Genomic DNA, 23,632 nt, shown 5'->3' on the forward strand with positions numbered 1-23,632 from the left:
CACACCATTGAATCGAGCTGGAGAGCGCCGTTGCAACAGACGGCCGCCGAAGGGGCAAGCCGTGGCGCGGGTGCGCAGCGGTCGAATCTCTCAGGCAAAAGGACAGCGGGGCCCATCACCGGTCATGCCGGTGGGGGGCCTTGGTCGCGGAGTCCTCTTGCCATGAAAGTCATCGTTCTCGGAGCCGGTGTGATCGGCGTCACCACGGCCTGGTACCTCAACCGCGCCGGTCATGAAGTCACCGTGCTGGAGCGCAACGCGGCCGCCGCCTGCGAGACCAGCTTCGCCAACGGCGGGCAGATCTCGGTCAGCCATGCCGAGCCTTGGGCCAACCCATCGGCCCCCTGGAAAGTGCTGAAGTGGCTGGGCCGGGACGACGCCCCGCTGCTGTTCCGACTGCGCGCCGATCCGGCGCAATGGCGCTGGATGCTGCGCTTCCTGCTCGAATGCGCCGCCGGCCGCTCGCGCGCCAACATGATCCAGCTGCTGCGGCTGGGCACGCACAGCCGGACTTGCCTGCAGCAGCTGCGCCGCGAGCTGTCCATCGACTACGACCAGCGCACGCAAGGCATCCTGCACTTCTACACCGATGCCCGCGAGTTCGACGCCGCCATCGAGCCGGCGCGTGTGATGCGCGAGCTGGGCTGCGAGCGACGAGTGATCGACCGCGACGAGGTGCTGCGCATCGAGCCGGCGATGGCGGCGATCGCCTCGCGCATCGTGGGCGCGACCTACACCAGCGAGGACGAATCCGGCGACGTGCATCGCTTCACCACGGCGCTGGCCGAGCATGCCGCCAAGGCCGGGGTGGTGTTCCGCCACGGCGTGCGCGTGCAGGCCCTGCACACTCGCGCCGGCCAGGCCGATGGCGTCGAGGTCGCACGCGAGGACGGCGGCTACGAGACGCTGCACGCCGATGCCTTCGTCGTGGCGATGGGCAGCCACAGCACGGCCTTGCTGCGCAGCGCGGGCATCGACGTGCCGGTGTACCCCGCCAAGGGCTACTCCGCCACGCTGCCAGTGATCGATGAGTCCCGGGCGCCCAGCGTTTCGCTCACCGACGACGAGTACAAGCTCGTCTTCTCGCGCCTGGGCAATCGCCTGCGCGTGGCCGGCACGGCAGAGCTCAGTGGGCACAGCCTGGCGTTGAACCGCACGCGCTGCGAAGCCATCGTCAAGCGGGCGCTGGAAGTCTTCCCTGGCTGCAGCCGTCCTGAGCTGGCCAGCTTCTGGGCGGGCCTGCGCCCGGCAACCCCGGGCAACGTGCCGCTGATCGGCCCGTCGCGGCTGAAGCGCCTGTTCCTCAACACCGGCCACGGCACGCTGGGTTGGACACATGCCTGCGGGTCTGCCCAGGCACTGGCCGACCTGGTGTCCGGCCGCCGCCCGGAGGTGGATTTCGCCTTCCTTCGAATCTAGGGTTTTCACCAACCAGACACAGGGTCGAGCCGCCAATCCCTCGAATTGGACGATTTATTCCTAATTTGTATTTTGTTCATATTCAAGAGATCTGCGGCAGAGTCGATACCGTAGAAACCAGACCTACGGACCTCTCAACATGACCCTGTTCAAAAACCTCCGGATCGGAACGAGACTGTCCCTGGTGCTGGCCTGCGTGCTGGTGATGTTGTGCGGCGTGGCGGGTGTCGGCATCTGGGGCATCGGAACCCTCTATCGAATGACGGACCACGTGCTGACCCAGGACGTGCGCCTGGCCCAGTTGGCGGGCGACATCCAGAACCTGGTGCTGCAGGAGCGCCGCTTCGAGAAGGATGCCTTCATCAACATGGCCGATGCCGACAAGATGGCCTCGTACGTGAAGAAGTGGCAGGCGGCCCGCGGCACGCTGGACCAGACCATCGGCGAGGCCGGCAAGCTGAAGCTGGACGGCACCGACCGGCAGGGGCTGGAAGACATTGCCAGCCACCTCAAGGTGTATGCCGGCGGCTTCGAAGGGACGATGTCGCGCATCGCCTCCGGCGACATCAAGACCACGCAGGACGCCAATGCCGACCTGGCCAAGGTCAAGGCCTCGGTGCACGGCATGGAGACAACGAGCGACGCAATGAGCGACCGCGCCGCCAAGCGCGCCGCCCAGGCCACGGCGGTGGTCGAAGGCGTGCGCTCGCAGGCACAGACCATGCAGCTGGCGCTGGCGGGCCTCGGCATCGTGCTGGCGGTGGTGTTCTGCGTGCTGGTCACGCGCTCCATCACCCATCCCCTGGCCGAGGCCGTGAAGGTGGCGGAAACCGTGGCTTCCGGCGACCTCACCTCGACCATCGAGGTGCACAGCAAGGACGAGACCGGCCAGCTCATGGCCGCGCTCAAGCGCATGAACGACAGTCTGGTGCGCATCGTCGGCGAGGTGCGCGACGCCTCGGACTGCATCGCCACCGGCACCTCACAGATCTCGGTGGGCAACGCGGACCTGAGCCAGCGCACCGAGGAACAGGCCAGCAACCTTCAGCAGACGGCGGCGTCAATGGAGCAGATCACCGCCACGGTCAAGCAGAACTGCGACACCGCTCGGCAGGCCACGCAGCTGGCCACCAGCGCCACGCAGGTGGCCGCGCAAGGCGGCGAGGTGGTGGGCCAGGTGGTGCAGACCATGGAAGGCATTGCCACCGCGTCGCGCAAGATCTCCGACATCATCGGCGTGATCGACGGCATCGCGTTCCAGACCAACATCCTCGCGCTGAATGCGGCGGTGGAAGCGGCGCGTGCCGGCGAACAGGGCCGAGGCTTCGCGGTGGTGGCGGGCGAAGTGCGCTCGCTGGCCCAGCGCTCGGCCCAGGCGGCGCGCGAGATCAAGAGCCTCATCGGCGACAGCGTGAGCAAGGTGGAAGCGGGCACCTCGCTCGTGGCCACCGCCGGCAGCACCATGGGGGACATCGTGAACCAGGTGCGCCGCGTGAGCGACCTGATCAACGAGATCGCCTACGCCAGCGAGGAGCAGACCACGGGCATCGGGCAGATCGGCACGGCCGTGAACCAGCTCGACGAGGTGACGCAGCAGAACGCCGCGTTGGTGGAAGAGTCGGCCGCCGCGGCCGAGAGCCTCAAGCACCAGGCCGTCGCGCTCACCAGCACGGTGGCCGTGTTCAAGGTGAACGCGGCCGCGTGATCCGCCAAAAAACAAAGCGGGCCGTGATGGCCCGCCTTGTTCCTTTCGCGGCGTGACGGTGGATCAGACCTTCTGTGCCACCCAGCCCTGCACGGACTCCAGCGCCGCGGCCAGCTTCGAAGGATCGGTGCCACCGGCCATGGCCAGGTCCGGCTTGCCGCCGCCCTTGCCGCCGACCTGCTGCGCCACGAAGTTCACCAGCTCACCGGCCTTGACCTTGCCGATGCTGTCGTTGGTGACGCCCGCAGCGAGCTGCACCTTGCCGCCCTCCACCGCCGCCAGCACGATGGCCGCGGTCTTGAGCTTGTCCTTGAGCTTGTCCATGGTCTCGCGCAGCGCCTTGGCATCCGCGCCTTCGAGCATGGCAGCCAGCACCTTCAGGCCCTTCACGTCCACGGCCTTGGCGAGCAGTTCGTCGCCTTGGGCGGATGCGAGCTTGCCCTTGAGCGCGGTGAGTTCCTTCTCCAGCGCACGGACCTGTTCGAGCACGTTGGCCACCCGAGCCGGCACTTCGGCCGGCGCCACCTTCAGCGAACCCGCCAGGCCGTTCACGGTCTGCTCGAGGCTGCGCAAGTAGTCCAGCGCGTTCTCGCCGGTCACCGCTTCCACCCGGCGAATGCCCGCGGCCACGCCGCCTTCGGCGACGATCTTGAACAGGCCGATGTCCCCCGTGCGCCCGACGTGCGTGCCGCCGCAGAGCTCCTTGCTGGAGCCGATGCTCAACACCCGCACGGTGTCGCCGTACTTCTCGCCGAAGAGCATCATCGCGCCGCTCTTCTGGGCATCGTCCAGCGCCATCACTTCGGCCTTGGCGCCCGCGTTGGCCAGGATTTCGGCATTGACGATGGCTTCCACCTTGGCAATCTGCTCGTCGGTCATCGGGCCGGTGTGCGCGAAGTCGAAGCGGGTGCGCTCGGCGTTGACCAGCGAGCCCTTTTGCTGCACGTGAGCGCCCAGCACTTCGCGCAGCGCCTTGTGCATCAGGTGAGTCGCGCTGTGGTTGCGCACGGTCCTGGCGCGGCGCTCGGCATCGACCTTGGCGATGAACATGTCACCCACCCTGACCTCGCCTTCGGCCACGGTGCCGTGGTGGCCGAACACGTCGGCCTGGATCTTCAGCGTGTCGTCGACGATCACGCGCGTGGTGGCATTGCGGAACTCACCGGCATCGCCGGCCTGGCCGCCGCTCTCGGCATAGAACGGCGTGTGGTCGAGCACGACCACCACGTCGTCGCCGGCACGCGCGAAGTCGACGGGGCTGCCGTCGACGTAGACAGCCGTGACCTTGGCGCCTTCGCGCACCAACTCGTCGTAGCCGTGGAAGGTGGTCGGCGCACCTTCGTAGGCCAAGCCCTGCGCCATCTTGAACTTGCCCGCCTCGCGGCCGCCCTTCTTCTGCTGCTCCAGAAGCTCGTCGAAACGTGCCTTGTCCACAGTCAGGCCGCGCTCGCGGCACACATCCGCCGTCAGGTCGACCGGGAAGCCGTAGGTGTCATGGAGCTTGAACGCGGTGTCGCCATCGAGCACGGCAGGCTTGGCCGCCAGCGCGCTCTCGAGGATTTCCATGCCCCGCTCGATGGTCTGGAAGAAACGTTCTTCTTCCTGCTTGAGCACCTCGGTTGCGCGAGCAGCCCCGGCGCGCAGCTCGGGGTAGGCCTCGCCCATCTGCTCGACCAGCGCCGGCACCAGCGTGTAGAAGAAGGGCTTGCGGGCACCGAGCTTGTAGCCGTGGCGGATCGCCCGGCGCGCGATGCGGCGCAGCACGTAGCCGCGGCCCGCGTTGCCCGGGATCACGCCGTCCACCACCGTGAACGTGCAGGCGCGAATGTGATCGGCAATCACCTTCAGGCTTGGCGAGTCCTTGTCGCAGTCGCCGCCGCCTGCGGCATCGACGGCCTTCTTCGCGGCCGCCAGCAAGGCGACGAACAAGTCGATCTCGTAGTTCGAATGCACGTGCTGCAGCACCGCGGTGATGCGCTCCAGGCCCATGCCGGTGTCCACGCTCGGCTTGGGCAGCTTGTGCATCACGCCGTCTTCGGTGCGGTTGAACTGCATGAAGACGTTATTCCAGATCTCGATGTAGCGGTCGCCGTCTTCGTCGGGCGAGCCCGGGGGGCCGCCGGGGATCTCCGGGCCGTGGTCGTAGAAGATCTCGGTGCAGGGGCCGCAGGGGCCCGTGTCGCCCATCATCCAGAAATTGTCCGAGGCGTAGCGCTTGCCCTTGTTGTTTCCGATGCGCACGATGCGCTCGGCCGGAACGCCGACCACCTTGTTCCAGATGTCGTAGGCCTCGTCGTCTTCCGCGTAGACGGTGACCCAGAGCTTTTCCTTGGGCAGCTTGAAGACGTCCGTCAGCAGCTCCCAGGCGTACTGGATGGCGTCGTGCTTGAAGTAGTCGCCGAAGCTGAAGTTGCCCAGCATCTCGAAGAACGTGTGGTGGCGAGCGGTGTAGCCCACGTTGTCGAGGTCGTTGTGCTTGCCGCCGGCACGGATGCACTTCTGCGAGGTGGCGGCGCGGGTGTAGGGCCGCTTGTCGAAGCCGAGGAACACGTCCTTGAACTGGTTCATGCCGGCGTTGGTGAACAGCAGCGTCGGATCGTCGCCCGGCACCACGGGGCTGGAGGCAACGATGGTGTGGCCCTTCGATTCGAAGAACTTCAGGAACGACTGGCGGATTTCGGAGGCTTTCATCCGGTGCTCTGGTGAATCTGTGGACAGGCCGAGCGGACGCGTTCGGCGAAACCCTGGATTATAGGAAGGCGGCCCCGCCCGACGCCTGGGGCGGGTGCTCCAGGGCGAGCACCGCGTCAAGCCGCGGCGCTGTGGGCCTGCTGGGCGATCTGGCGGGCCAGGAATTCGTACAGGCGGCGGTCGTCGCTGAAGGCCACGTTGAAGCGCAGCCAGCCGGTGGGACGCGGCTCGACCAGGAAGAGCTGCCCCGGCCCGAGCATGATGCCCTCGGGCACCGCCTGCCGCGACAGCTCGGCGCCGTCGGTCAGGTCCGGGTGCCTCGCCCACAGGTACATGCCGGCCTTGGGTTCGTGGAACAGCTCGAAGCCCAGGTCCCCCAGGCGCTGGGCCACCGCGCCGTGAGCCTGGGCCAGGCGGTCGCGCAGCGACTTCAGGTGCTTGCGCCAGCGGCCCTCGGTGAGAGCGCCGAAGACGATGCGCTCGGTGAGGTCCGACGAGGTCAGCCCCGAGACCATCTTGAGCTGTGCCAGCTCGTCCAGCACGTCCGGCGAGGCCACGACGTAGCCCACGCGGACATTGGGCGAGATGGTCTTGGAATAGCTGCCCACGTAGACAACGCGCTTGAGCTGGTCGAGGCTGGCCAGCGACGGCCGCGCCTGCGGATCGAGGTCGGCGCAGATGTCGTTCTCCACGAGCATGATGTCGTGGGCCTCGGCCAGCTGCAGCACGCGGAACAGCTGGGCCAGCGGCGCCACCGAGTTGGTGGGGCTTTGCAGCCGCGGCTGGGTGAAGAAGGCACGCGGCCGATGCTCGGCAATCAGCGCCTCCAGCGCGGGCAGGTCGTAGCCCCCGGGCGTGCGCGGTACACCCACCAGGCGTGCGCCCAGGAAGCGCAGCATGAACATCAGGTTCGGATAGCCGGGGTCGTCCACCAGCACCACGTCGCCGGGCTTGACCACGCGGCGGGCGGCCAGGTCCAGGCCCTGGCTGGATCCCTGCGTGAGCAGCACGTGCTCGGCCGTGGCGGTGATCTGGTGCTCGGCCAGAGATTCGGCGATGAGGATGCGCAAGCCCGCATGCCCATGCGGCAGGCCGTAGCCGCCCAGCTCGGCGCCGTCTCCGGAGAGCTGGCGCAGGCTGCGGCGCACGCCGTCCTCGAACAGCCAGTCGTTGGGCATCCAGCCGCAGCCGGCCTTCAGCGGCAGGTTGCGGTTCTCGAAGATCTGCTTGAGGTACCAGCGGGCGTCGAAGCGCAGGTCTTCGCGGGCGCGCTCGGTCCGAACCGCCGTGTCGCCGGGGCGATGCTTGACGAAGAAGCCGGCCGTGGCGCGCGACACCACCCAGCCTTGCGCCACCAGGCGGTCATAGGCCTCGACCACGGTGAACACGCTCACGCCGTGCGAAGCCGCGAAGGCGCGGATCGACGGCAGCTTGGCGCCGGGCTTGAGCGTCTGGTCGCCGATGAGCCGCCGGTAGCCGTCGACGATCTGGCTGACGAGGGGAGTCGGCGATTCCGGGTTGAGGGCGAGCATGGGGTCCACGAATCTGCGCCGCACCGCATCAGTGCTTCCATGTACAGGACGGCGGCCCTGCACAGTACACCGCGTCGGCAACGTGCCTGTACATGGTATCTCCGTGCCCACCGTCCTACAGTGCCCGCAGCCCCGGAACTTGAGGAAAGACAAGCATGCACCGCGATCCGCAGCTCACCAACGCCGCCCTCATGGCTCGCCGCCAGCACGCCGTCGCGCGCGGCGTCGGCCAGGCCCACCCGATCTTCGTCGAGCGCGCCAGCAACGCCGAGCTGTGGGACGTGGAGGGCCGCCGCTACATCGACTTCGCCGGCGGCATCGCCGTGCTCAACACCGGCCACTGCCACCCGCAGGTCATCGCCGCGGTCAAGGAGCAGCTCGACCGCTATACGCACACCTGCTTCCAGGTGCTGGCCTACGAGCCCTACGTCGAGCTGGCCGAACGCCTCAACGCACTGGCGCCCGGGAACTTCGCAAAGAAGTCGCTGTTCCTGTCCACCGGCGCCGAGGCCATCGAGAACGCGGTGAAGATCGCACGCGCCTTCACCGGGCGCTCGGGCATCGTGGCCTTCACCGGCGGCTACCACGGCCGCACCATGATGACCCTGGGCCTCACGGGCAAGGTGGCGCCGTACAAGACCGGCTTCGGCCCCTTCCCGGGCGAGATCTTCCATGCGCTCTTTCCGAACGAGCTGCACGGCGTGAGCGTGGCGGATGCACTGCACTCGGTCGAGACGGTGCTGAAGAACGACATCGAGGCCAGCCGCGTGGCGGCATTCATCCTGGAGCCGGTGCAAGGCGAAGGCGGTTTCTACGTGGCGCCTGCGGCCTTCGTCGAAGGCTTGAAGGCCATCGCCGACAAGCACGGCATCCTCCTCATCGCTGACGAGGTGCAGACGGGCGCGGGCCGCTGCGGCACCTGGTTCGCCAGCGAGCAGTGGCCGGTGGCGCCGGACCTGATCGCCACGGCCAAGTCCATGGCCGGCGGCTTTCCCATCTCCGGCGTGGTCGGCCGCGCGGACGTGATGGACGCACCCGGTCCCGGCGGCCTGGGCGGCACCTATGCCGGCAGCCCCATCGGCTGCGCCGCGGCGCTGGCAGTCATCAAGGCCTTCGAGGACGAGCACCTGCTCGCGCGCAGCCAGGCGCTGGGCGAGCGGCTCATCGCCGGACTGCGGCACATGGCGCAGTCCGCGCCGTCGATCGGCGACGTGCGCGGCCTGGGCGCGATGGTGGCCATCGAGCTGTTCGAAGGCGGCAACCTGGCCCGGCCCGACGCCGACCTCACGCGGCGGGTGGTGGCCGAAGCGGCCCGGCGCGGGCTCATCCTGCTGTCGTGCGGCACCTACGGCAACGTGATCCGCATCCTGGTGCCGCTGACCGCGCCGGACGCACTCGTCGACGAAGGCCTGCAGATCATGGCCGACAGCTTCGCGGCGGTGCGGTGATGCAAGGCACGCCCTCCTCGCCCGAACGCATGGCCGCGGCAGCGGCCGAGCCCACGCCGGCGCCCGCCGACGCGCTGGTGAGCTTTCGTGGCGTGCAGAAGACCTACGACGGCGCGCACCTCGTCGTGCGCAGCCTGGACCTGGACATCCGCCGCGGCGAGTTCCTCACGCTGCTGGGCCCGTCGGGCTCGGGCAAGACGACCACGCTGATGATGCTGGCAGGCTTCGAGTCGCCCACCGCGGGAGACATCCTGCTGGACGGCAAGCCCATCACCCGCACGCCGCCGCACAAGCGCAACTTCGGCATGGTGTTCCAGAACTACGCGCTGTTCCCGCACCTCACGGTGGGGCAGAACGTGGCCTACCCGCTCACCGTGCGCCGCGTGCCCAAGGCCGAGCAGGCCAGCCGGGTCGCCCGTGCCCTGGGCATGGTGCGGCTGGAGGGCCTGGCCGACCGGCTGCCCGGACAGCTGTCAGGCGGCCAGCAACAGCGCGTGGCGCTGGCACGCGCCCTGGTCTTCGAGCCGCAGCTCGTGCTGATGGACGAGCCGCTGGGCGCGCTGGACAAGCAGTTGCGCGAGCACATGCAGATCGAGCTGAAGGAGCTGCACCGGCAGCTGGGCGTGACCTTCGTCTACGTCACCCACGACCAGGGCGAGGCCCTCACCATGAGCGACCGCGTGGCGGTGTTCAACGATGGCGAGATCCAGCAGTTGGACGTGGTGGACCGCATGTACGAGGCGCCGTCCAACCGCTTCGTGGCCGGCTTCATCGGCGACAGCACGGTGCTCAAGGGCACGGTGCGCGCGGCCGACGACGAGCGCTGCGGCATCGTGCTGACCGACGGCAGAGTGCTGGCCGGCGTGAACGTCAACGGCGCGGCTGTCGGCGCGCAGGTCGATGCCTGCATCCGGCCCGAACGCATCGTGCTGCACACCCAGCCGGCGGCGCGAGGCAACGTGCTGCAGGCCAGCGTGAGCGGCGCCGTGTACTTCGGCGACCACCTGCGGCTGCTGTGCGCCGTGGGCGAAGGCCAGGCGACGGCCACCGTCAAGCTGCCGCTGTCGGCAGGCGCCGTGCCGCAGGCCGGCGACAGCGTGTGGCTGGAGTTTCCACAGGAACTCACGCGGATCTATCTCTGAGTTGTTCCCCTTCCATCACTCCCATCCCTCCCAAAAAGGAGCCTTCACCATGAACAAGAGCATCTTGGCAGTCGCAGTTCTCGCCGCAGCCACCGCATTGCCTTCCCTGGCGCAGCAGCAGATCACCATCGTCAACTTCGGCGGGGCGAACGCGAACGCACAGAAGAAGGCCTTCTACGAGCCCTTCGAGAAGACGGGAACGAAGATCGTGACCGTCGAATACAACGGCGAGCAGGCCAAGATCAAGGCCATGGTGGAAACCAAGAAGGTGACCTGGGACGTGGTCGAGGTCGAGTCGCCCGATGTGGCACGGGGCTGCGACGAAGGCCTGTTCGAGAAGCTGGACTACGCCCGCATCGGCCCCAAGGGCGACTTCGTACCTGCCGCGGTAACCGAGTGCGGCGTGGGCATCTTCGTGTGGTCCACCGTCATGGCCTACAACGGCGACAAGCTCAAGTCCGCCCCCACCACCTGGGCCGACTTCTGGGACGTGAAGAAGTTTCCGGGCAAGCGCGCCATGCGCAAGGGCGCCCGCTACAACGTCGAGTTCGCGCTCATGGCCGATGGCGTGAAGCCAGCCGACGTGTACAAGGTGCTGTCCACCAAGGAAGGCGCCGACCGTGCGTTCAAGAAGCTCGGCGAGCTCAAGCCGAACATCCAGTGGTGGGAAGCCGGCGCGCAGCCGCCGCAGTTCCTCGTGGCCGGCGACGTGGTGATGAGCACAGCGTTCAACGGCCGCATCGACGCCGCCAACCGCGAAGGCAAGAACCTGAAGATCACCTGGACCGGCGGCATCTATGACCTCGACTACTGGGTCATTCCCAAGGGCACGCCCAACAAGGAAGCGGCGATGAAGTACATCGCCTTCGCCAGCACGGCCGATGCGCAGGCCGAGTACGCGAAGAACATCGCCTACGGCCCGACCAACAACAAGGCCCTGGCCAAGCTGGATGCGAAGACGCTGGGCAACCTGCCCACGTCGCCGGCCAATGCCAAGGATGCGCTGCAGTTCAACCTCAAGTTCTGGGCCGACCAGGGCGAGGAACTGGAGAAGCGCTTCGCCTCCTGGGCCGCGCAGTGACCACCGCCGTCCTCGCCGATCCGCGCGCCCTGCAACGCTCGCTCACGCGGGCGGAGCGGCGGCGCAAGCTGCGCGCGTTCTCGCTGACGCTGCCGCTGCTGGTGTTCCTGCTCGCGACCTTCATGGTGCCCATCGCCGCGCTGCTCATGCGGGCGGTCGAGAACCCGGAGGTCGCCAAGGCACTGCCGCGAACCGTGGGCGCCCTGCAGACGTGGAACCGGCAGGACACGCCGCCACCGGCGGCCTTCGCCGCGGTGGCGGCCGACCTCGGCGCCCTGCCCGACCGGGCCGATGCCGCCAACCTCGCGCGACGGCTCAATTCGGAGGTGGCCGGCGCCCGCTCGCTGGTGCTGGGGACGTACAAGGCCTTGCCGCTGGAAGGCGCGACGACACCCGCCGACGTGAAGGCACGCCTCGTCGCGCTGGACGAGCGCTGGACCGACGTGCGCTACTGGCAGGCCATCGCCCGAAACGGGTCGCGCTGGACGGGCGGCTACCTGCTGGCCTCGGTGGACCTCCGGCGCGACGCGCAAGGCCAGGTCGAGCGCATGCCCGAAGACCAGCGCGTGTTCGGCCGCATCCTCATGCGCACCTTCGGCATCAGCGCCGTCGTCACGCTGTGGTGCCTGTTGCTGGGCTACCCGCTGGCCTATTGGCTGAGCACGCTGAGCGCGCGCCGCGCCAACGTGCTGATGATCCTTGTGCTCGTGCCCTTCTGGACGTCCATCCTCGTGCGCATCGCCGCGTGGATCGTGCTCCTGCAATCGGCCGGGCTGGTGAACCGCGCGCTCATGTCGGCGGGACTCATCGAGCAACCGCTGGCCCTGCTCTTCAACCGCACCGGTGTCATCGTCGCCATGGTGCACATCCTGCTGCCCTTCATGATCCTGCCGCTGTACAGCGTGATGAAAAGCGTGCCGCCGACCTACCTTCGCGCCGCGGTGTCGCTGGGCAGCTCGCCGCTGGCGGCCTTCTTTCGCGTCTACGTGCCGCAGACCTATCCCGGCATCGGCGCGGGCGCGTTGCTGGTGTTCATCCTGAGCATCGGCTACTACGTGACGCCGGCCCTCCTGGGCGGCGCCGACGACCAGATGCTGAGCTACTACGTGGCGCAGTACGCCAACGTCAACGTGAACTGGGGCATGGCCAGTGCGCTGGGCGCCCTGCTGCTCGTGGCCACGCTGGTGCTGTATGCGGTGTACCGGCGTGTCGTGAAGTCCGAACTGAGCCTGGGTTGATGGCCATGAATTCACTGATCCGCCTGCTGCCCACGTTTCCCGCCTACGCCACGCCGCTGGACAAGCTCGGCTGGTGGGCGCTGCGCGCTGCCTGCGTGGGCGTGCTGGTGTTCCTGCTGCTGCCCATCCTCGTGATCATTCCGCTGTCGTTCAGCGATTCGTCCTTCCTCGTCTATCCGATCCCGGGCTGGTCGCTCAAGTGGTACGAGAACCTCTTCACCTCGGCGGAATGGATTCGCGCGGCGAAGAACAGCTTCATCGTCGCTCCGGCCGCCACGCTGGTGGCGACGGTGCTGGGCACCATGGCGGCCGTGGGCCTGTCGCGCACGAACTTCGCCTTCAAGGGCGCGCTGATGAGCCTGCTGATCGCCCCCATGGTCGTGCCCATCGTCGTGGTGGGGGTGAGCACCTACCTGTTCTTCGCGCCCATCGGCCTGGCCGACAGCTATGCCGGGCTCATCATCGTGCACGCCGCGCTGGGCGCGCCCTTCGTGCTGACCACGGTCCTGGCCACGCTGCAGGGCTTCAACCACAACCTCGTGCGTGCCAGCCTGAGCCTGGGCGCCGGGCCGGTGGCCACCTTCTTTCGCATCACCTTGCCGGTCATCGCCCCTGGGGTGATATCAGGCGCGCTGTTTGCCTTCGCCACCTCGTTCGACGAGGTGGTCGTCACCCTGTTCCTGGCCGGGCCCGAGCAAGTGACACTGCCGCGACAGATGTTCACCGGCATCCGCGAGAACATCACGCCCACCATCGCCGCGGTGGCGACGCTGCTGATCCTCTTCACCACGAGCCTGCTGCTCGCGCTGGAGTGGCTGCGCGGACGCCGCCGCTGAGCCGCGCGCCAAGACCCTGGGCCTGCCGCAATGTCCGGCGGGCGATAGAGTCGAAGAACACCACCGGGGCCTGGCCCCGCCAATGCAGGAATTGCCCATGGACACGAAGACATCCCCCCTCGCCGCACTGAAAGACCCGACCCTGCTGAAGACGGACTCGCTCATCGGCGGCGAATGGACCGGCAGCGCCCGGCGCTTCGCCGTGAACGACCCGGCCACGGGGCTGACGCTGGCGCAGGTCGCCAACCTCGACGCGGCACACGCCCGCACGGCGCTGGAGCGCGCCAACAAGGCCTGGGGCGCGTGGCGCAGCAAGCCGGCCAAGGAGCGCAGCGCGGTCCTGATGAAGTGGTTCCAGCTGCTCATGGCCAACGCCGACGACCTGGCGCGCATCATGACCGCCGAGCAGGGCAAGCCGCTGGCCGAGGCGCGTGGCGAGGTGACCTACGGCGCGAGCTTCATCGAATGGTTCGCCGAGGAAGCGCGGCGCGTCTACGGCGAGACCATTCCGAGCACGGACAACAACAAGCGCTTCCTGGTGATCAAGCAGCCGGTGGGCGTGTGCGCGGCCATCACGCCGTGGAACTTCCCGATCGCCATGATCACGCGCAAGGTGGCGCCGGCGCTGGCCGCCGGCTGCCCGGTGGTCATCAAGCCGGCCGAGCAGACGCCGCTGTCGGCGCTGGCCGTGGCCGAGCTCGCGCAGCGCGCGGGCATGCCCGCCGGCGTGCTCAACGTGATCACCGCCGACAGTGACAACTCCATCGAGGTGGGAAAGGTGCTGTGCGAGAGCGACCTCGTGCGCCACCTGTCGTTCACCGGGTCCACCGAGGTGGGCCGCATCCTCATGCGGCAGTGCGCGCCCACCATCAAGAAGCTGTCGCTGGAGCTGGGCGGCAATGCGCCCTTCATCGTGTTCGACGATGCGGACATCGACAGCGCCGTCGAGGGCGCGCTGGTCAGCAAGTACCGCAATGCCGGCCAGACCTGCGTGTGCGCCAACCGGTTGTACGTGCAGGACGGCGTGTACGACGCCTTCGTGGCCAAGCTCGCGGCCCGCGCGAAGAGCATCAAGGTGGGCAATGGCTTCGACGACGGCGTGACGCAAGGCCCGCTGATCGACGACAACGCCCTGGCCAAGGTGGAACAGCACGTGGCCGATGCGCTGGCCAAGGGCGCGAAGCTCGTGACCGGGGGCCACAAGTCGGGCGCCCGTTTCTACGAACCGACCGTGCTCGCGAATGCCACCAGCGAGATGCTGTGCGCCCGCGAGGAAACCTTCGGCCCGGTGGCGCCGGTGTTCCGCTTCAAGACCGAGGACGAAGCGATTGCGCTGGCCAACGACACCGAGTTCGGCCTGGCCAGCTACTTCTACAGCCGCGACGTGGGCCGCATCTTCCGCGTGGGCGAGGCGCTGGAGTACGGCATGGTGGGCATCAACACCGGGCTGATCTCCACGGCGGAGGTGCCCTTCGGCGGCGTGAAGCAGTCGGGCCTCGGGCGCGAAGGCTCGCACCACGGCATCGAGGACTACGTGGAGGTCAAGTACCTGTGCCTGGGGGACATCCAGAAGTGATGGCCCCGCGGCGAACGCTCAGTCGTTTGCCGCCGTCCCCGGCCGGTTCGCGTAGCCTGTGCCGCCGACCGCCTGCGCCGAAGCGGCCAGGCCGGAGCCGCGGCGCAGCAGCGTGATCGCATCCTTGCCATCAGCCGGGTAGTGCGCGATGCCATGCGCCACCGACACCGCCGCCTCGCCGCCGGACATGGCGAAGGGCGGCTGCAGGGCCGCCGCCAGCTTGGCGGCCACGCGGTCGGCGTCCTGCGGGTCCTGGAAGCGCGGCAGCAGCACCGCGAAGGAATCGGGTCCGACGGAAGCCACCACGTCGCTCGCCCGCACGCCCACGCGCAGGCGCACGGCGATCTTGCGCCGCAGCACGTTGGCCGACTCGGCACCGAACTTCGCCTCGGCGCTCGCCAGCCCTTCCACGCGAATCACCAGCAGCGCCATGGGCGCGGGCTCGCGCTCGCGCAAGGCGATGAGCTGGTTGACGTGCTCGACGAGCTGGCTCTGGTTGGGCAGGCCCGTCATCAGGTCGGTGGCGTAGGCCTTGCGGGTGAGCTTGTCCTGGCCCTTGCGCTCGATGGCCAGGCGCACGGCGCGCGGCAGGGCGTCGACGGCATCGATGGAGGTAGGCAGCACGTCCTGCACGCCCTTGCGCACGAGCTGCGTGGCGAGCTCGGCGCCGGGCTCGTCGGTGGTGAGCACGATGAGCGCCGGCTCGGACGTGGCCTGCGACAGTGCCGGCCATTGCAGCAGCTTGCGGGCATCCACCGTCTTCACGGCCACGACGATGGCGTCGTAGTGCTCCGAGCCCAGGCGGACCATGGCCGCATCGAGGTCGTCGCTGGCGTGGATCTCGAAGGGACCGAACGCCGACGCGCTCGCCAAGGCCGGCAGCGTCGTGCCTTCTCCAGTGACCAGCAGAACGCGCAGTGCGGCGTTGCTCATTCGGACCCCAACAACGAAGAAGCCGCCGCGGCGGCTTCTTCATGCCTCTTGATGCGGCGATTGAATCGTGGAGCGGGTGATGGGAATCGAACCCACGTATCAAGCTTGGGAAGCTGGCGTTCTACCATTGAACTACACCCGCGGTGAACGCTAGTTTACCGTGCCTCCTCGGGCACAATCGCGTCCCTTCATGAGTGATCAAGACAATTCCGCCGACTTCCCCCAGCGACGCAGCATCCGCAGCTTCGTCGTTCGCGCCGGCCGCATGGGCACGGGCCAGGTGCGCGCCCTCGAAGAACTGGGGCCGCGCTTCGTGCTGCCCTATGCCGCCCAGCCGCTGGATGTCGAGGCCGCCTTCGGCCGCCGCGCCCCGGTGGTGCTGGAGATCGGCTTCGGCATGGGCCAGGCCACGGCCACCATCGCCCAGGCCATGCCCGGCACCGACTTCATCGGCGTGGAGGTGCACACGCCCGGCGTGGGCGCCTTGCTCAAGCTGATCGGAGAGCAGCAGATCCCCAACATCCGCATCGTCCAGCACGACGCGGTGGAGGTGCTGGAGCACATGGTCGCGCCCGGCTCCCTGGCCGGGGTGCACGTGTTCTTCCCCGACCCGTGGCACAAGAAGAAGCACAACAAGCGGCGGCTGATCCAGCCCGAGTTCGTCCAGAAGCTGTGCTCGCGCATCGCCAGCGGGGGCTACCTGCATTGCGCCACCGACTGGCAGCCGTATGCCGAGCAGATGCTGGAGGTGCTCTCAGCCGAGCCCCTGCTGCAGAACACGGCCGAGGGCTACGCGCCCAAGCCGGCTTACCGCCCGCTGACCAAGTTCGAGAACCGTGGCCTCAAGCTGGGCCACAGCGTCTGGGACTTGGTGTTCACCCGCCGATAGCGGGTTTCATTCTGCCCAGGTGACGGCGCCCGTCCACCAAGTGCCCAGCACGATCAAGCCAAAGACGATGCGATACCACGCGAACGGCACGAAGTTGTGCGTCGCCACGTAGCGCAGCAGCCAGCGCACGCAGACCCAGGCGCTGAGGAACGAGAACACCAGGCCCACGAGGAACATCGGCGCATCGGCGGCCGACAGGGCGTGGCGTTCCTTGTAGAGGCTGTAGATGCCCGCGCCGATGAGGATGGGGATCGCGAGGAAGAAGCTGAAGTCGGTGGCCGCCTTGCGGCTCAGGCCGAACAGCATGCCGCCGATGATGGTGGAGCCTGAGCGGCTGGTGCCCGGCACGAGGGCCAGGCACTGCACCACGCCCACCTTCAGTGCATCCAGCGGGGTCATGTCATCGACCGTCTCTACCCGCACGGCGCGGGCGGTGCGGCGCTCGGCCCAGAGGATCACGAACGCACCGAGGATGAAGGTGGTGGCCACGACCTGCGGCGTGAAGAGGTGGGCCTTGATGGCCTTGCTGAACAGCACGCCGGCGACGGCGGCCGGCAGGAAGCCGATGAGCACGTTGAGCGTGAACTTGCGGGCTTTCGCGTCCGAGCCGAGGCCGGTGATGGTGTCACGCACGCGCTGCCAGTACACGAGCACGACCGCGAAGATGGCACCCGACTGGATCGCGATGTCGAAGACCTTCGCCGCTTCACCCGTGAAGTTCAGGAGCGAGCCTGCGAGGATGAGGTGTCCGGTGGAGGAGATCGGCAAGAACTCCGTCAGGCCCTCGACGATGCCCATGATCGCGGCCTTCACCAGCAGCATGATGTCCAAAACGAAGCTCCCTCGCGTGGAAAAAAGTCGCGGGATGATACCGGGTCAACCCTGACACTCGGCTGAGGCACGCACGATCGTGCGGCGCCATCCCCGCCAACCGTCTGGTGACGAATTGCAAACCGTTCGTCGGCTGGGCCGTCGCCGGCCGAGCAGCACGTCACGTCCGGCCACCGAGCCCCCTCAAGACCTCCAGCCCCAGGCCGATTCACCAGTGCCCGCGGTGGGCTGTCGTCTGGCCCGTGCCGCCCGCATTGCTTTCAGTCTTTCAAGGTCGACAACGCACACGGAGGTCCTCAATGGATCGACTCCCCCTCGGCACCGCACGCGCGGCAGCCCTTGTGTCCCTCACCCTCAGCCTGGCTGCCTGCGGCGGCGGTTCGACCTCCACACCCGCCGCTGCGCCTCCCGGCCCGACGGCACAAAGTGTCGACGGCGTCACCATGCCGGCCAGCGTGTCGGTGGTCACCGCCAAGAACGCCAACTGAACGCGCAAGCCGAGGAGACACGCATGAGCCGCTCATCCTTCAAGCGCCAGGCCCTGGCACTTCACATCGCCGCCGCCCTGCCTTTCGCTGCGTTCAACGCCTTCGCCGCACCCGGCGCAAGCTCGCCCTACAAGACCGACGCGCAGAACACCCACGTCGAGGACGCCACCTCCGAAGGCATCTCGCAGGTGAACATGATCACCTGCTTCACCACCAACATGCGCCCCGACGCGCTGGTGAACAAGGGCAACTACATCGCCCTGGTCGACAAGAACAAGTGCGACCCCAACGCGCGTTCTGACTCCAGCCGCTCGGGCTCCGACAGTTCCAGCAGCAACGCGCCGTCCTACCTCAGCGCCGTCGTCAACTCCACCCGCACGTCCAACAGCGACCCGATGCGCGTGAAGACCTGGGTGGACATGAGCGAGAAGGACCAGCCGGTCACCATCTTCCTCAACACGCTCGCCACCGAGGCGCCGTCCGCCTCCAATCCCTACGGCGTGTTCCGCATCGACTACTGCGGCAAGGGCGCGACCGGCCCCTGCATGATGAACGGCTTCCTCGACGGCAGCGCCGGCGGCATCAGCTACTACGAGACCGGCATGGACGGCGGCGGCGACCACGGCCCCATGCTCAGCGTCACCGCCCTGCGCATGACCACCGGCGGTGCCGACACCGGTGCCGGCGCCCTGCACATGACGCACGGCACGGACAGCGTGAGCTACTCCTTCGCCTACAACGCGAACCTCTTCCGCCGTTCCGACGGCGCCTCGGATGAATGCTTCAGCCGCCTGGCCGATGACGCCGGCACGGGCATGTCGGTGTGGCGCTATGGCCTGTACGACGCCGCGGACGGCAGCCGCGTGAGCCTGATGTCGGGCTTCTCCATCGAGTTCAGCGGCAGCGACGGCAAGACCTTGCACGGCCAGATCGGCTACTACGGCCTGTGGGTGCCGCCGGAAGCGTCCGGCGTGCTGGCCAACGGCGCGACCGTGCAGCGCGTGCAATACACGAATGACGGCCCGCCGACCAAGACGCCCTACACGCTCGTCAAGGCCGATGGCCGCCTGATGAAGTACACCCGCCAGAGCCGCACGCTGGCCTCGGCCGACAAGATCAAGTTCAACGCGTGGGTGAACGACGCGAGCCACTTCTTCACCGGCGCGGAGAACAACCACCAGTACGAGATGTACTGGGACAACACCTCCAGGACCTTCAAGGTCACCGGCATCATGGACTGCGGCGACCGCGGCTGCAACACGCGCGACCTGGACAGCGAGAAGACCGTGGCCGCCAGCTTCTTCGTGCCGCAAGGCGGCGTGCGCGGCTTCTCGCAATCGCTGGGCGGCGAGCTCTTCATTCCGCTGGCCGGCCTGGGCGACGTCATCGACGCCACGCAGATCAACGTGCTGTACCGCGTGCAGGACCTGGTCTACCCGTCGCAGATGCCGGCCACGCTGTACTGCCTGCGCGACTGCCCGACGGCCGGCACGCTGTCCGCCTACTTCGGCAGCGGCTCGACGGCCAACTCGCCCTTCGTGGACTCCACCTACAACCAATGGATGCCGCAGGCCGCCGGCGCGCAGGTGACCTACACCATGGACGGCAGCAATGCCGTGATGCGTGACGGCACCAACGCCGCGGTGACCTTCACCGATGCCAATGCCCTCGCCAGCCGCCCGCAGTACCAGTGGGGCGTGCGCACCGGCCGGCTGTTCACCAACCTGGCCAGCGCGCAGTGCAGCGGTGACGCCGCCCATCTGTGCGAGTACAAGATCGACGAGCTGGATGTGTTCTACCAGTGGGAAACCGGCCCCAACCAGTGGAACCAGTTCGCCGCCGTGAAGGACTCCACCGGCGCCATCGTCAACTTCGATGCGCCGCTGCAGGTGGGCTGGGACGTGCCGTCCGACAGCACGAAGTACGGCCAGTACGCGGGCAAGAACATCATGCTGCAGTACGGCGGCTTCGGCGACCTGTGGGGCATCCCCGGCGAGTGCGTGTCGCGCATGACCAACCAGCATGTGAGCTGCGACACGCCCGAGTCGCGCTATGTGCCGGCCTTCGTCATTCCCTTCGACGAGACGCTGGGCCGCCTGACCCGCGGCAGCAGCGCCTACCTCGCCAAGTGGCTGGACCGCGAGATCCGCTTCGCCCGCAAGGACGTGTCGGTGTGCAGCGCCGCCGGCCTGACCCTGCCGACGGGCAGCACGCTGCCCGATGCCACGGGGCTGAAGAACCCGTCCGATCCGGCCTCGCCCATCTACATCGGCGACAAGCCCACGGTGACGGACTCGCCGCGCGTGATCGACGGCGAGGTGAAGTACTGAGCGACCGAGGGCACCACGAGGAATAACGAGGAAGGGGCGCCGTCCATGCGGCTCCGTGCCGGCTCATGGAAGTCTGGCAGCACGGCCGAAGGCCGGGCGGGGGTGGTGTCGCCCCTGTCCGGCCATCGCGTTCCTGCCCTGATCGTGGTGCTCATCGTCGCGGCGCATGCAGCGTTCGTGGCATTCGCGTGGAAGCCGGCGCCTGAGCCCGCCAGGCCGCGGGCCCGGTCGATGTCGATGCGGCTCGTCTCCGCAAGCCAGAGCCGGCCTGCGGTCGAAACGGTCGCGCGAACTCCCGCGGTCCGGACGATGCCGCCCAAGGCACGGCCCGCCACGAAGAAGACGATCGCACCGGCCGCACCCGCCGTGGTGGCACAGGCCGAAGCACCTGCGATCCAGGGCATCGCCTTCGCGCCTGCTCGCATCGCGTTCGGGCCCCCGGCCACGCCGCGCGACTCCCGGCCGGCACCGCCGCCTGCGCCCCCCATCCACCTCCTGCAGATGCAGGCCCAGATGATGGCCGCACGTGCCCAGCTGGCCGAGACCTTGCAGCGCGAGCTCGGCAGCTGGCAGGCACCTGAGGCCACGGCACAAGGGGCCTGCACCCTCGCAGCCGTGCCCGATGCAAGGCTCGCCTGCGACAGCGAGCCCCTGGCCGCCGCCCTCGCCCCGCGCGAGAGCCTGCTCATCGGCCTGCTGCATGCCTGGCGTGGCATGGAGCCCGGCACGCAAGGCCTGTCCATCGCCGTCGTCGGCGGGCGCTACGAAGCACGCTGGCTCTGATCAGGGACTTCCCTCGGTTTGTCAAAGGCTTGACAGTCAAGCCTTGACACGCGCTCCTACAGTGCGGGGCAGACTCAGGAGACCACCGTGACCGACCGCGCCCACTTCACCCGCATGCAGGACAGCACCCGCGAGGACTGGCAGCTCATCGGCGGCGAGTTCATGCACTTCGCGAAAGGGCTGCCCGAGCGCGTGGTCGCGCACCTGAAGCTGCTGGAAGGCGACTACGGCGGCTTCCCGGTGGACCGCTACACCCACAGCCTGCAGACCGCGACACGTGCACTGCGCGACGGCCGCGACGAGGAGTACGTGGTGTGCGCGCTGCTGCACGACATCGGCGACACGCTAGGCAGCTTCAACCACCCGGACATCGCCGCGGCCATCCTCAAGCCCTTCGTGAGCGAGGACAACCACTGGATGGTGCAGCACCACGGCATCTTCCAGGGCCACTACTTCTTCCACCACATCGGCCTGGACCGCGACATGCGCGACGCGTTCCGCGAGCATCCCTGCCACGAGCGCACGGCCGAGTTCTGCGCGCTCTACGACAACCCGGCCTTCGACGCGAAGGCCGAGACCCTGCCCATCGAGCACTTCATGCCGATGCTCCGACGCCTGTTCGCGCAGCCCAAGCAGAGCATCTACAAGAGCGTCACCGCCTGAGCTGTTCCATCGCGCCATCGCCACTGTGTCAGTTCGCCACGAACCGGCACGCGTGATGGCGTGATGCGGCGGGATTACCCGCAGCCGATCTCTTCGCTTCTCCTTGTTGAAGGGGCTTTGCACCAGTGGCACGCCGCTTGCGCAAACGCAGCAGCGTCACTGACGACGCAGCACGCCTTCATTCACAGGAGACACACCCATGCGGCACCCGCTCATTCCCATCGTCATGGCCCTGGCTGGCGCCTCGATGGCAGCACACGCGGTCGTCACCGACCAGATGATCCAGAACGACCCCAAGACCGGCCGCGACGTGCTGAGCTGGGGCCTGGGCACCCAGGGGCAGCGCTACTCGCCGCTCAAGCAGGTCAATGCAGCCAACGCCGGCAAGCTCACGCCGGTGTGGGCCTTCTCGTTCGGCGGCGAGAAGCAGCGCGGCCAGGAATCGCAGCCGCTGATCCACAACGGCAAGATGTTCGTCACCGCCTCGTACTCGCGCATCTTCGCGCTCGACGCGGCCACCGGAAAGAAGCTGTGGAAGTACGAGCACCGGCTGCCCGACGGCATCATGCCCTGCTGCGATGTGGTCAACCGCGGCGCGGCCCTCTACGACAACCTCGTCATCTTCAGCACGCTCGACGCACAGATCGTGGCCCTGAACCAGGACACCGGCGAAGTGGAGTGGAAGGAGAGGATCGACGACTACGCCGCGGGCTATTCGAGCACCGCCGCACCCATCATCGCCAACGGCCTGCTGCTGACCGGCGTCTCGGGCGGCGAGTTCGGCGTGGTGGGCCGCGTCGAGGCGCGCGACCCGAAGACCGGGCAGCTCGTCTGGGTGCGCCCCACCGTCGAAGGCCACATGGGCTACACCTTCGACAAGGACGGCAACAAGCACGAGAACGGCGTGTCGGGCACGCCCGGCAAGACCTGGCCGGGCGACCTGTGGAAGACCGGCGGCGCAGCCACCTGGCTGGGCGGCACCTACGACCCGAAGACGGGCCTGGCCTACTTCGGCACCGGCAACCCCGCGCCGTGGAACAGCCACCTGCGCAAGGGTGACAACCTCTACTCCTGCTCCACCGTCGCCATCGACGTGAAGACGGGGCAGATCAAGTGGCACTACCAGGGCACGCCCAACGACGGCTGGGACTTCGACGGCGTGAACGAATTCGTGACCTTCGACGCTGGCGGCCAGCGCCTGGGCGGCAAGGCCGACCGCAACGGCTTCTTCTACGTGCTCGATGCGACCACGGGACAGCTGAAGAACGCCTTTCCCTTCGTGAAGAAGATCACCTGGGCCTCGGGCATCGACCTGAAGACGGGCCGCCCCAACTTCATCGACGACAACCGCCCCGGCGATCCCACGGCGGCGGGCGATGCCGGCAAGGGCAAGTCCGTGGTTTCCGCGCCGTCCTTCCTCGGCGGCAAGAACCAGATGCCCATGGCCTACAGCCCCGACACGAAGCTCTTCTACGTGCCGGCCAACGAGTGGGCGATGGAGATCTGGAACGAGCCCATTGCCTACAAGAAGGGCGCGGCCTACCTGGGCGCGGGCTTCACCATCAAGACGATCAACGAGGACTACATCGGTGCCTTGCGCGCCGTGGACCCGAAGAGCGGAAGGATCGTGTGGGAAGTGAAGAACGGCGCGCCACTGTGGGGCGGCGTGCTCACCACCGCCGGCAACCTCGTGTTCTGGGGCACGCCCGAGGGCTACCTGAAGGCCGCGGATGCGCGCACCGGCAAGGTGGTGTGGCAGTACCAGACCGGCTCCGGCGTGGTGGCACCGCCCGTCACCTGGGAGCAGGACGGCGAGCAGTACGTGTCCGTCGTGTCGGGTTGGGGCGGTGCGGTGCCGCTGTGGGGCGGAGACGTCGCCAAGAAGGTGAACTACCTGGAGCAAGGCGGCATGGTGTGGGTGTTCAAGCTGCCGGGGTCGGCGGCCCATGCGGCGAAGACCGCGACGATGGGTGGCGCGGCGGTGAAGGCCTCTCGGTGAGAGCCTTCTTCCAGCACGCGGCACTTGCCGCGTGCTGCCTGATCGCTT

18 protein-coding genes, 1 tRNA gene and 1 riboswitch are annotated in these 23,632 nt (G+C 67.9%); of the genes, 14 read left to right on the top strand and 5 right to left on the bottom strand.

Going from position 1 to position 23,632, the window contains the following annotated elements; all coding sequences use genetic code 11:
• Positions 1 to 7: 7 nt before the first annotated feature.
• Positions 8 to 116, top strand: a riboswitch (glycine riboswitch).
• Together DZC73_RS00565 and DZC73_RS30415 are read left to right on the top strand one after the other, a co-directional pair.
• On the top strand, positions 115 to 1,419 hold the full coding sequence (locus DZC73_RS00565) for a D-amino acid dehydrogenase (protein ID WP_328589480.1): 1,305 nt from the start codon (positions 115 to 117) through the stop codon (positions 1,417 to 1,419). Its footprint overlaps the riboswitch before it by 2 nt.
• A gap of 139 nt (positions 1,420 to 1,558) precedes the next feature.
• The gene (locus tag DZC73_RS30415) at positions 1,559 to 3,124 is read left to right on the top strand and encodes a methyl-accepting chemotaxis protein (protein WP_124538262.1); all 1,566 of its coding nucleotides are present in this window, start codon (positions 1,559 to 1,561) and stop codon (positions 3,122 to 3,124) included.
• Between the two features lie 63 nt (positions 3,125 to 3,187).
• On the opposite strand, the gene alaS is transcribed toward DZC73_RS30415, so the two are convergent.
• Both alaS and DZC73_RS00580 read right to left on the bottom strand, forming a co-directional pair.
• Positions 3,188 to 5,815, bottom strand: coding sequence for an alanine--tRNA ligase (gene alaS / locus DZC73_RS00575; RefSeq protein WP_124538263.1), 2,628 nt, complete (start codon positions 5,813 to 5,815; stop codon positions 3,188 to 3,190).
• Positions 5,816 to 5,931: 116 nt separating this feature from the next.
• Positions 5,932 to 7,347 carry an aminotransferase-like domain-containing protein gene (locus tag DZC73_RS00580; RefSeq protein WP_124538264.1) on the bottom strand — a complete coding sequence of 472 codons (1,416 nt, stop codon included), beginning with the start codon at positions 7,345 to 7,347 and terminating at the stop codon, positions 5,932 to 5,934.
• Positions 7,348 to 7,502: 155 nt separating this feature from the next.
• Between DZC73_RS00580 and gabT the strand changes: the two genes are divergently transcribed.
• The 6 genes from gabT (at position 7,503) to DZC73_RS00610 (ending at position 14,668) form a co-directional block, all read left to right on the top strand.
• Positions 7,503 to 8,795, top strand: coding sequence for a 4-aminobutyrate--2-oxoglutarate transaminase (gabT, locus tag DZC73_RS00585; RefSeq protein ID WP_124538265.1), 1,293 nt, complete (start codon positions 7,503 to 7,505; stop codon positions 8,793 to 8,795).
• 29 nt (positions 8,796 to 8,824) lie between these two features.
• Positions 8,825 to 9,937 (top strand): ABC transporter ATP-binding protein, encoded by a 1,113-nt coding sequence (locus DZC73_RS00590; protein WP_124539444.1) that lies wholly within the window; start codon positions 8,825 to 8,827, stop codon positions 9,935 to 9,937.
• A gap of 49 nt (positions 9,938 to 9,986) precedes the next feature.
• Positions 9,987 to 11,018 carry an ABC transporter substrate-binding protein gene (locus DZC73_RS00595; protein WP_124538266.1) on the top strand — a complete coding sequence of 344 codons (1,032 nt, stop codon included), beginning with the start codon at positions 9,987 to 9,989 and terminating at the stop codon, positions 11,016 to 11,018.
• A complete protein-coding gene (locus tag DZC73_RS00600; protein WP_235834939.1) occupies positions 11,015 to 12,256 on the top strand; it encodes an ABC transporter permease in 1,242 nt (413 codons plus the stop codon). Before DZC73_RS00595 ends, DZC73_RS00600 begins: the two co-directional genes overlap by 4 nt.
• A gap of 5 nt (positions 12,257 to 12,261) precedes the next feature.
• Complete coding sequence (locus tag DZC73_RS00605; RefSeq protein WP_407924079.1) at positions 12,262 to 13,092, top strand: ABC transporter permease; 831 nt, start codon at positions 12,262 to 12,264, stop codon at positions 13,090 to 13,092.
• A 97-nt stretch (positions 13,093 to 13,189) separates the two neighbouring features.
• A complete protein-coding gene (locus DZC73_RS00610; protein ID WP_124538268.1) occupies positions 13,190 to 14,668 on the top strand; it encodes an NAD-dependent succinate-semialdehyde dehydrogenase in 1,479 nt (492 codons plus the stop codon).
• An 18-nt stretch (positions 14,669 to 14,686) separates the two neighbouring features.
• Here the strand turns inward: DZC73_RS00610 and DZC73_RS00615 are convergent, their stop codons facing one another.
• Together DZC73_RS00615 and DZC73_RS00620 are read right to left on the bottom strand one after the other, a co-directional pair.
• Complete coding sequence (locus DZC73_RS00615) at positions 14,687 to 15,601, bottom strand: GGDEF domain-containing protein (protein ID WP_124538269.1); 915 nt, start codon at positions 15,599 to 15,601, stop codon at positions 14,687 to 14,689.
• Positions 15,602 to 15,669: 68 nt separating this feature from the next.
• A tRNA-Gly gene (locus DZC73_RS00620) sits at positions 15,670 to 15,743 on the bottom strand.
• Between the two features lie 48 nt (positions 15,744 to 15,791).
• Between DZC73_RS00620 and trmB the strand changes: the two genes are divergently transcribed.
• Positions 15,792 to 16,490, top strand: coding sequence for a tRNA (guanosine(46)-N7)-methyltransferase TrmB (gene trmB, locus DZC73_RS00625; protein WP_124538270.1), 699 nt, complete (start codon positions 15,792 to 15,794; stop codon positions 16,488 to 16,490).
• 6 nt (positions 16,491 to 16,496) lie between these two features.
• Here trmB and DZC73_RS00630 read toward each other — a convergent pair whose 3' ends face one another.
• Complete coding sequence (locus DZC73_RS00630; RefSeq protein ID WP_124538271.1) at positions 16,497 to 17,321, bottom strand: undecaprenyl-diphosphate phosphatase; 825 nt, start codon at positions 17,319 to 17,321, stop codon at positions 16,497 to 16,499.
• A gap of 299 nt (positions 17,322 to 17,620) precedes the next feature.
• On the opposite strand from DZC73_RS00630, the gene DZC73_RS00635 reads away from it, so the two are divergent.
• The 5 genes from DZC73_RS00635 to DZC73_RS00655 all read left to right on the top strand — a co-directional run bounded on the left by DZC73_RS00635 (position 17,621) and on the right by DZC73_RS00655 (position 23,584).
• Complete coding sequence (locus tag DZC73_RS00635) at positions 17,621 to 17,809, top strand: hypothetical protein (RefSeq protein WP_124538272.1); 189 nt, start codon at positions 17,621 to 17,623, stop codon at positions 17,807 to 17,809.
• 23 nt (positions 17,810 to 17,832) lie between these two features.
• Positions 17,833 to 20,139, top strand: coding sequence for a hypothetical protein (locus tag DZC73_RS00640; protein ID WP_124538273.1), 2,307 nt, complete (start codon positions 17,833 to 17,835; stop codon positions 20,137 to 20,139).
• A 45-nt stretch (positions 20,140 to 20,184) separates the two neighbouring features.
• The gene (locus tag DZC73_RS00645; protein ID WP_124538274.1) at positions 20,185 to 20,922 is read left to right on the top strand and encodes a hypothetical protein; all 738 of its coding nucleotides are present in this window, start codon (positions 20,185 to 20,187) and stop codon (positions 20,920 to 20,922) included.
• A gap of 87 nt (positions 20,923 to 21,009) precedes the next feature.
• A complete protein-coding gene (locus tag DZC73_RS00650) occupies positions 21,010 to 21,585 on the top strand; it encodes an HD domain-containing protein (protein WP_124538275.1) in 576 nt (191 codons plus the stop codon).
• Positions 21,586 to 21,784: 199 nt separating this feature from the next.
• Positions 21,785 to 23,584, top strand: coding sequence for a PQQ-dependent methanol/ethanol family dehydrogenase (locus DZC73_RS00655; protein WP_124538276.1), 1,800 nt, complete (start codon positions 21,785 to 21,787; stop codon positions 23,582 to 23,584).
• Positions 23,585 to 23,632: the final 48 nt, after the last annotated feature.

Origin of the sequence: Rhizobacter terrae (assembly GCF_003852895.1) — a bacterium.
GTDB classification, from domain to species: domain Bacteria; phylum Pseudomonadota; class Gammaproteobacteria; order Burkholderiales; family Burkholderiaceae_C; genus Albitalea; species Albitalea terrae.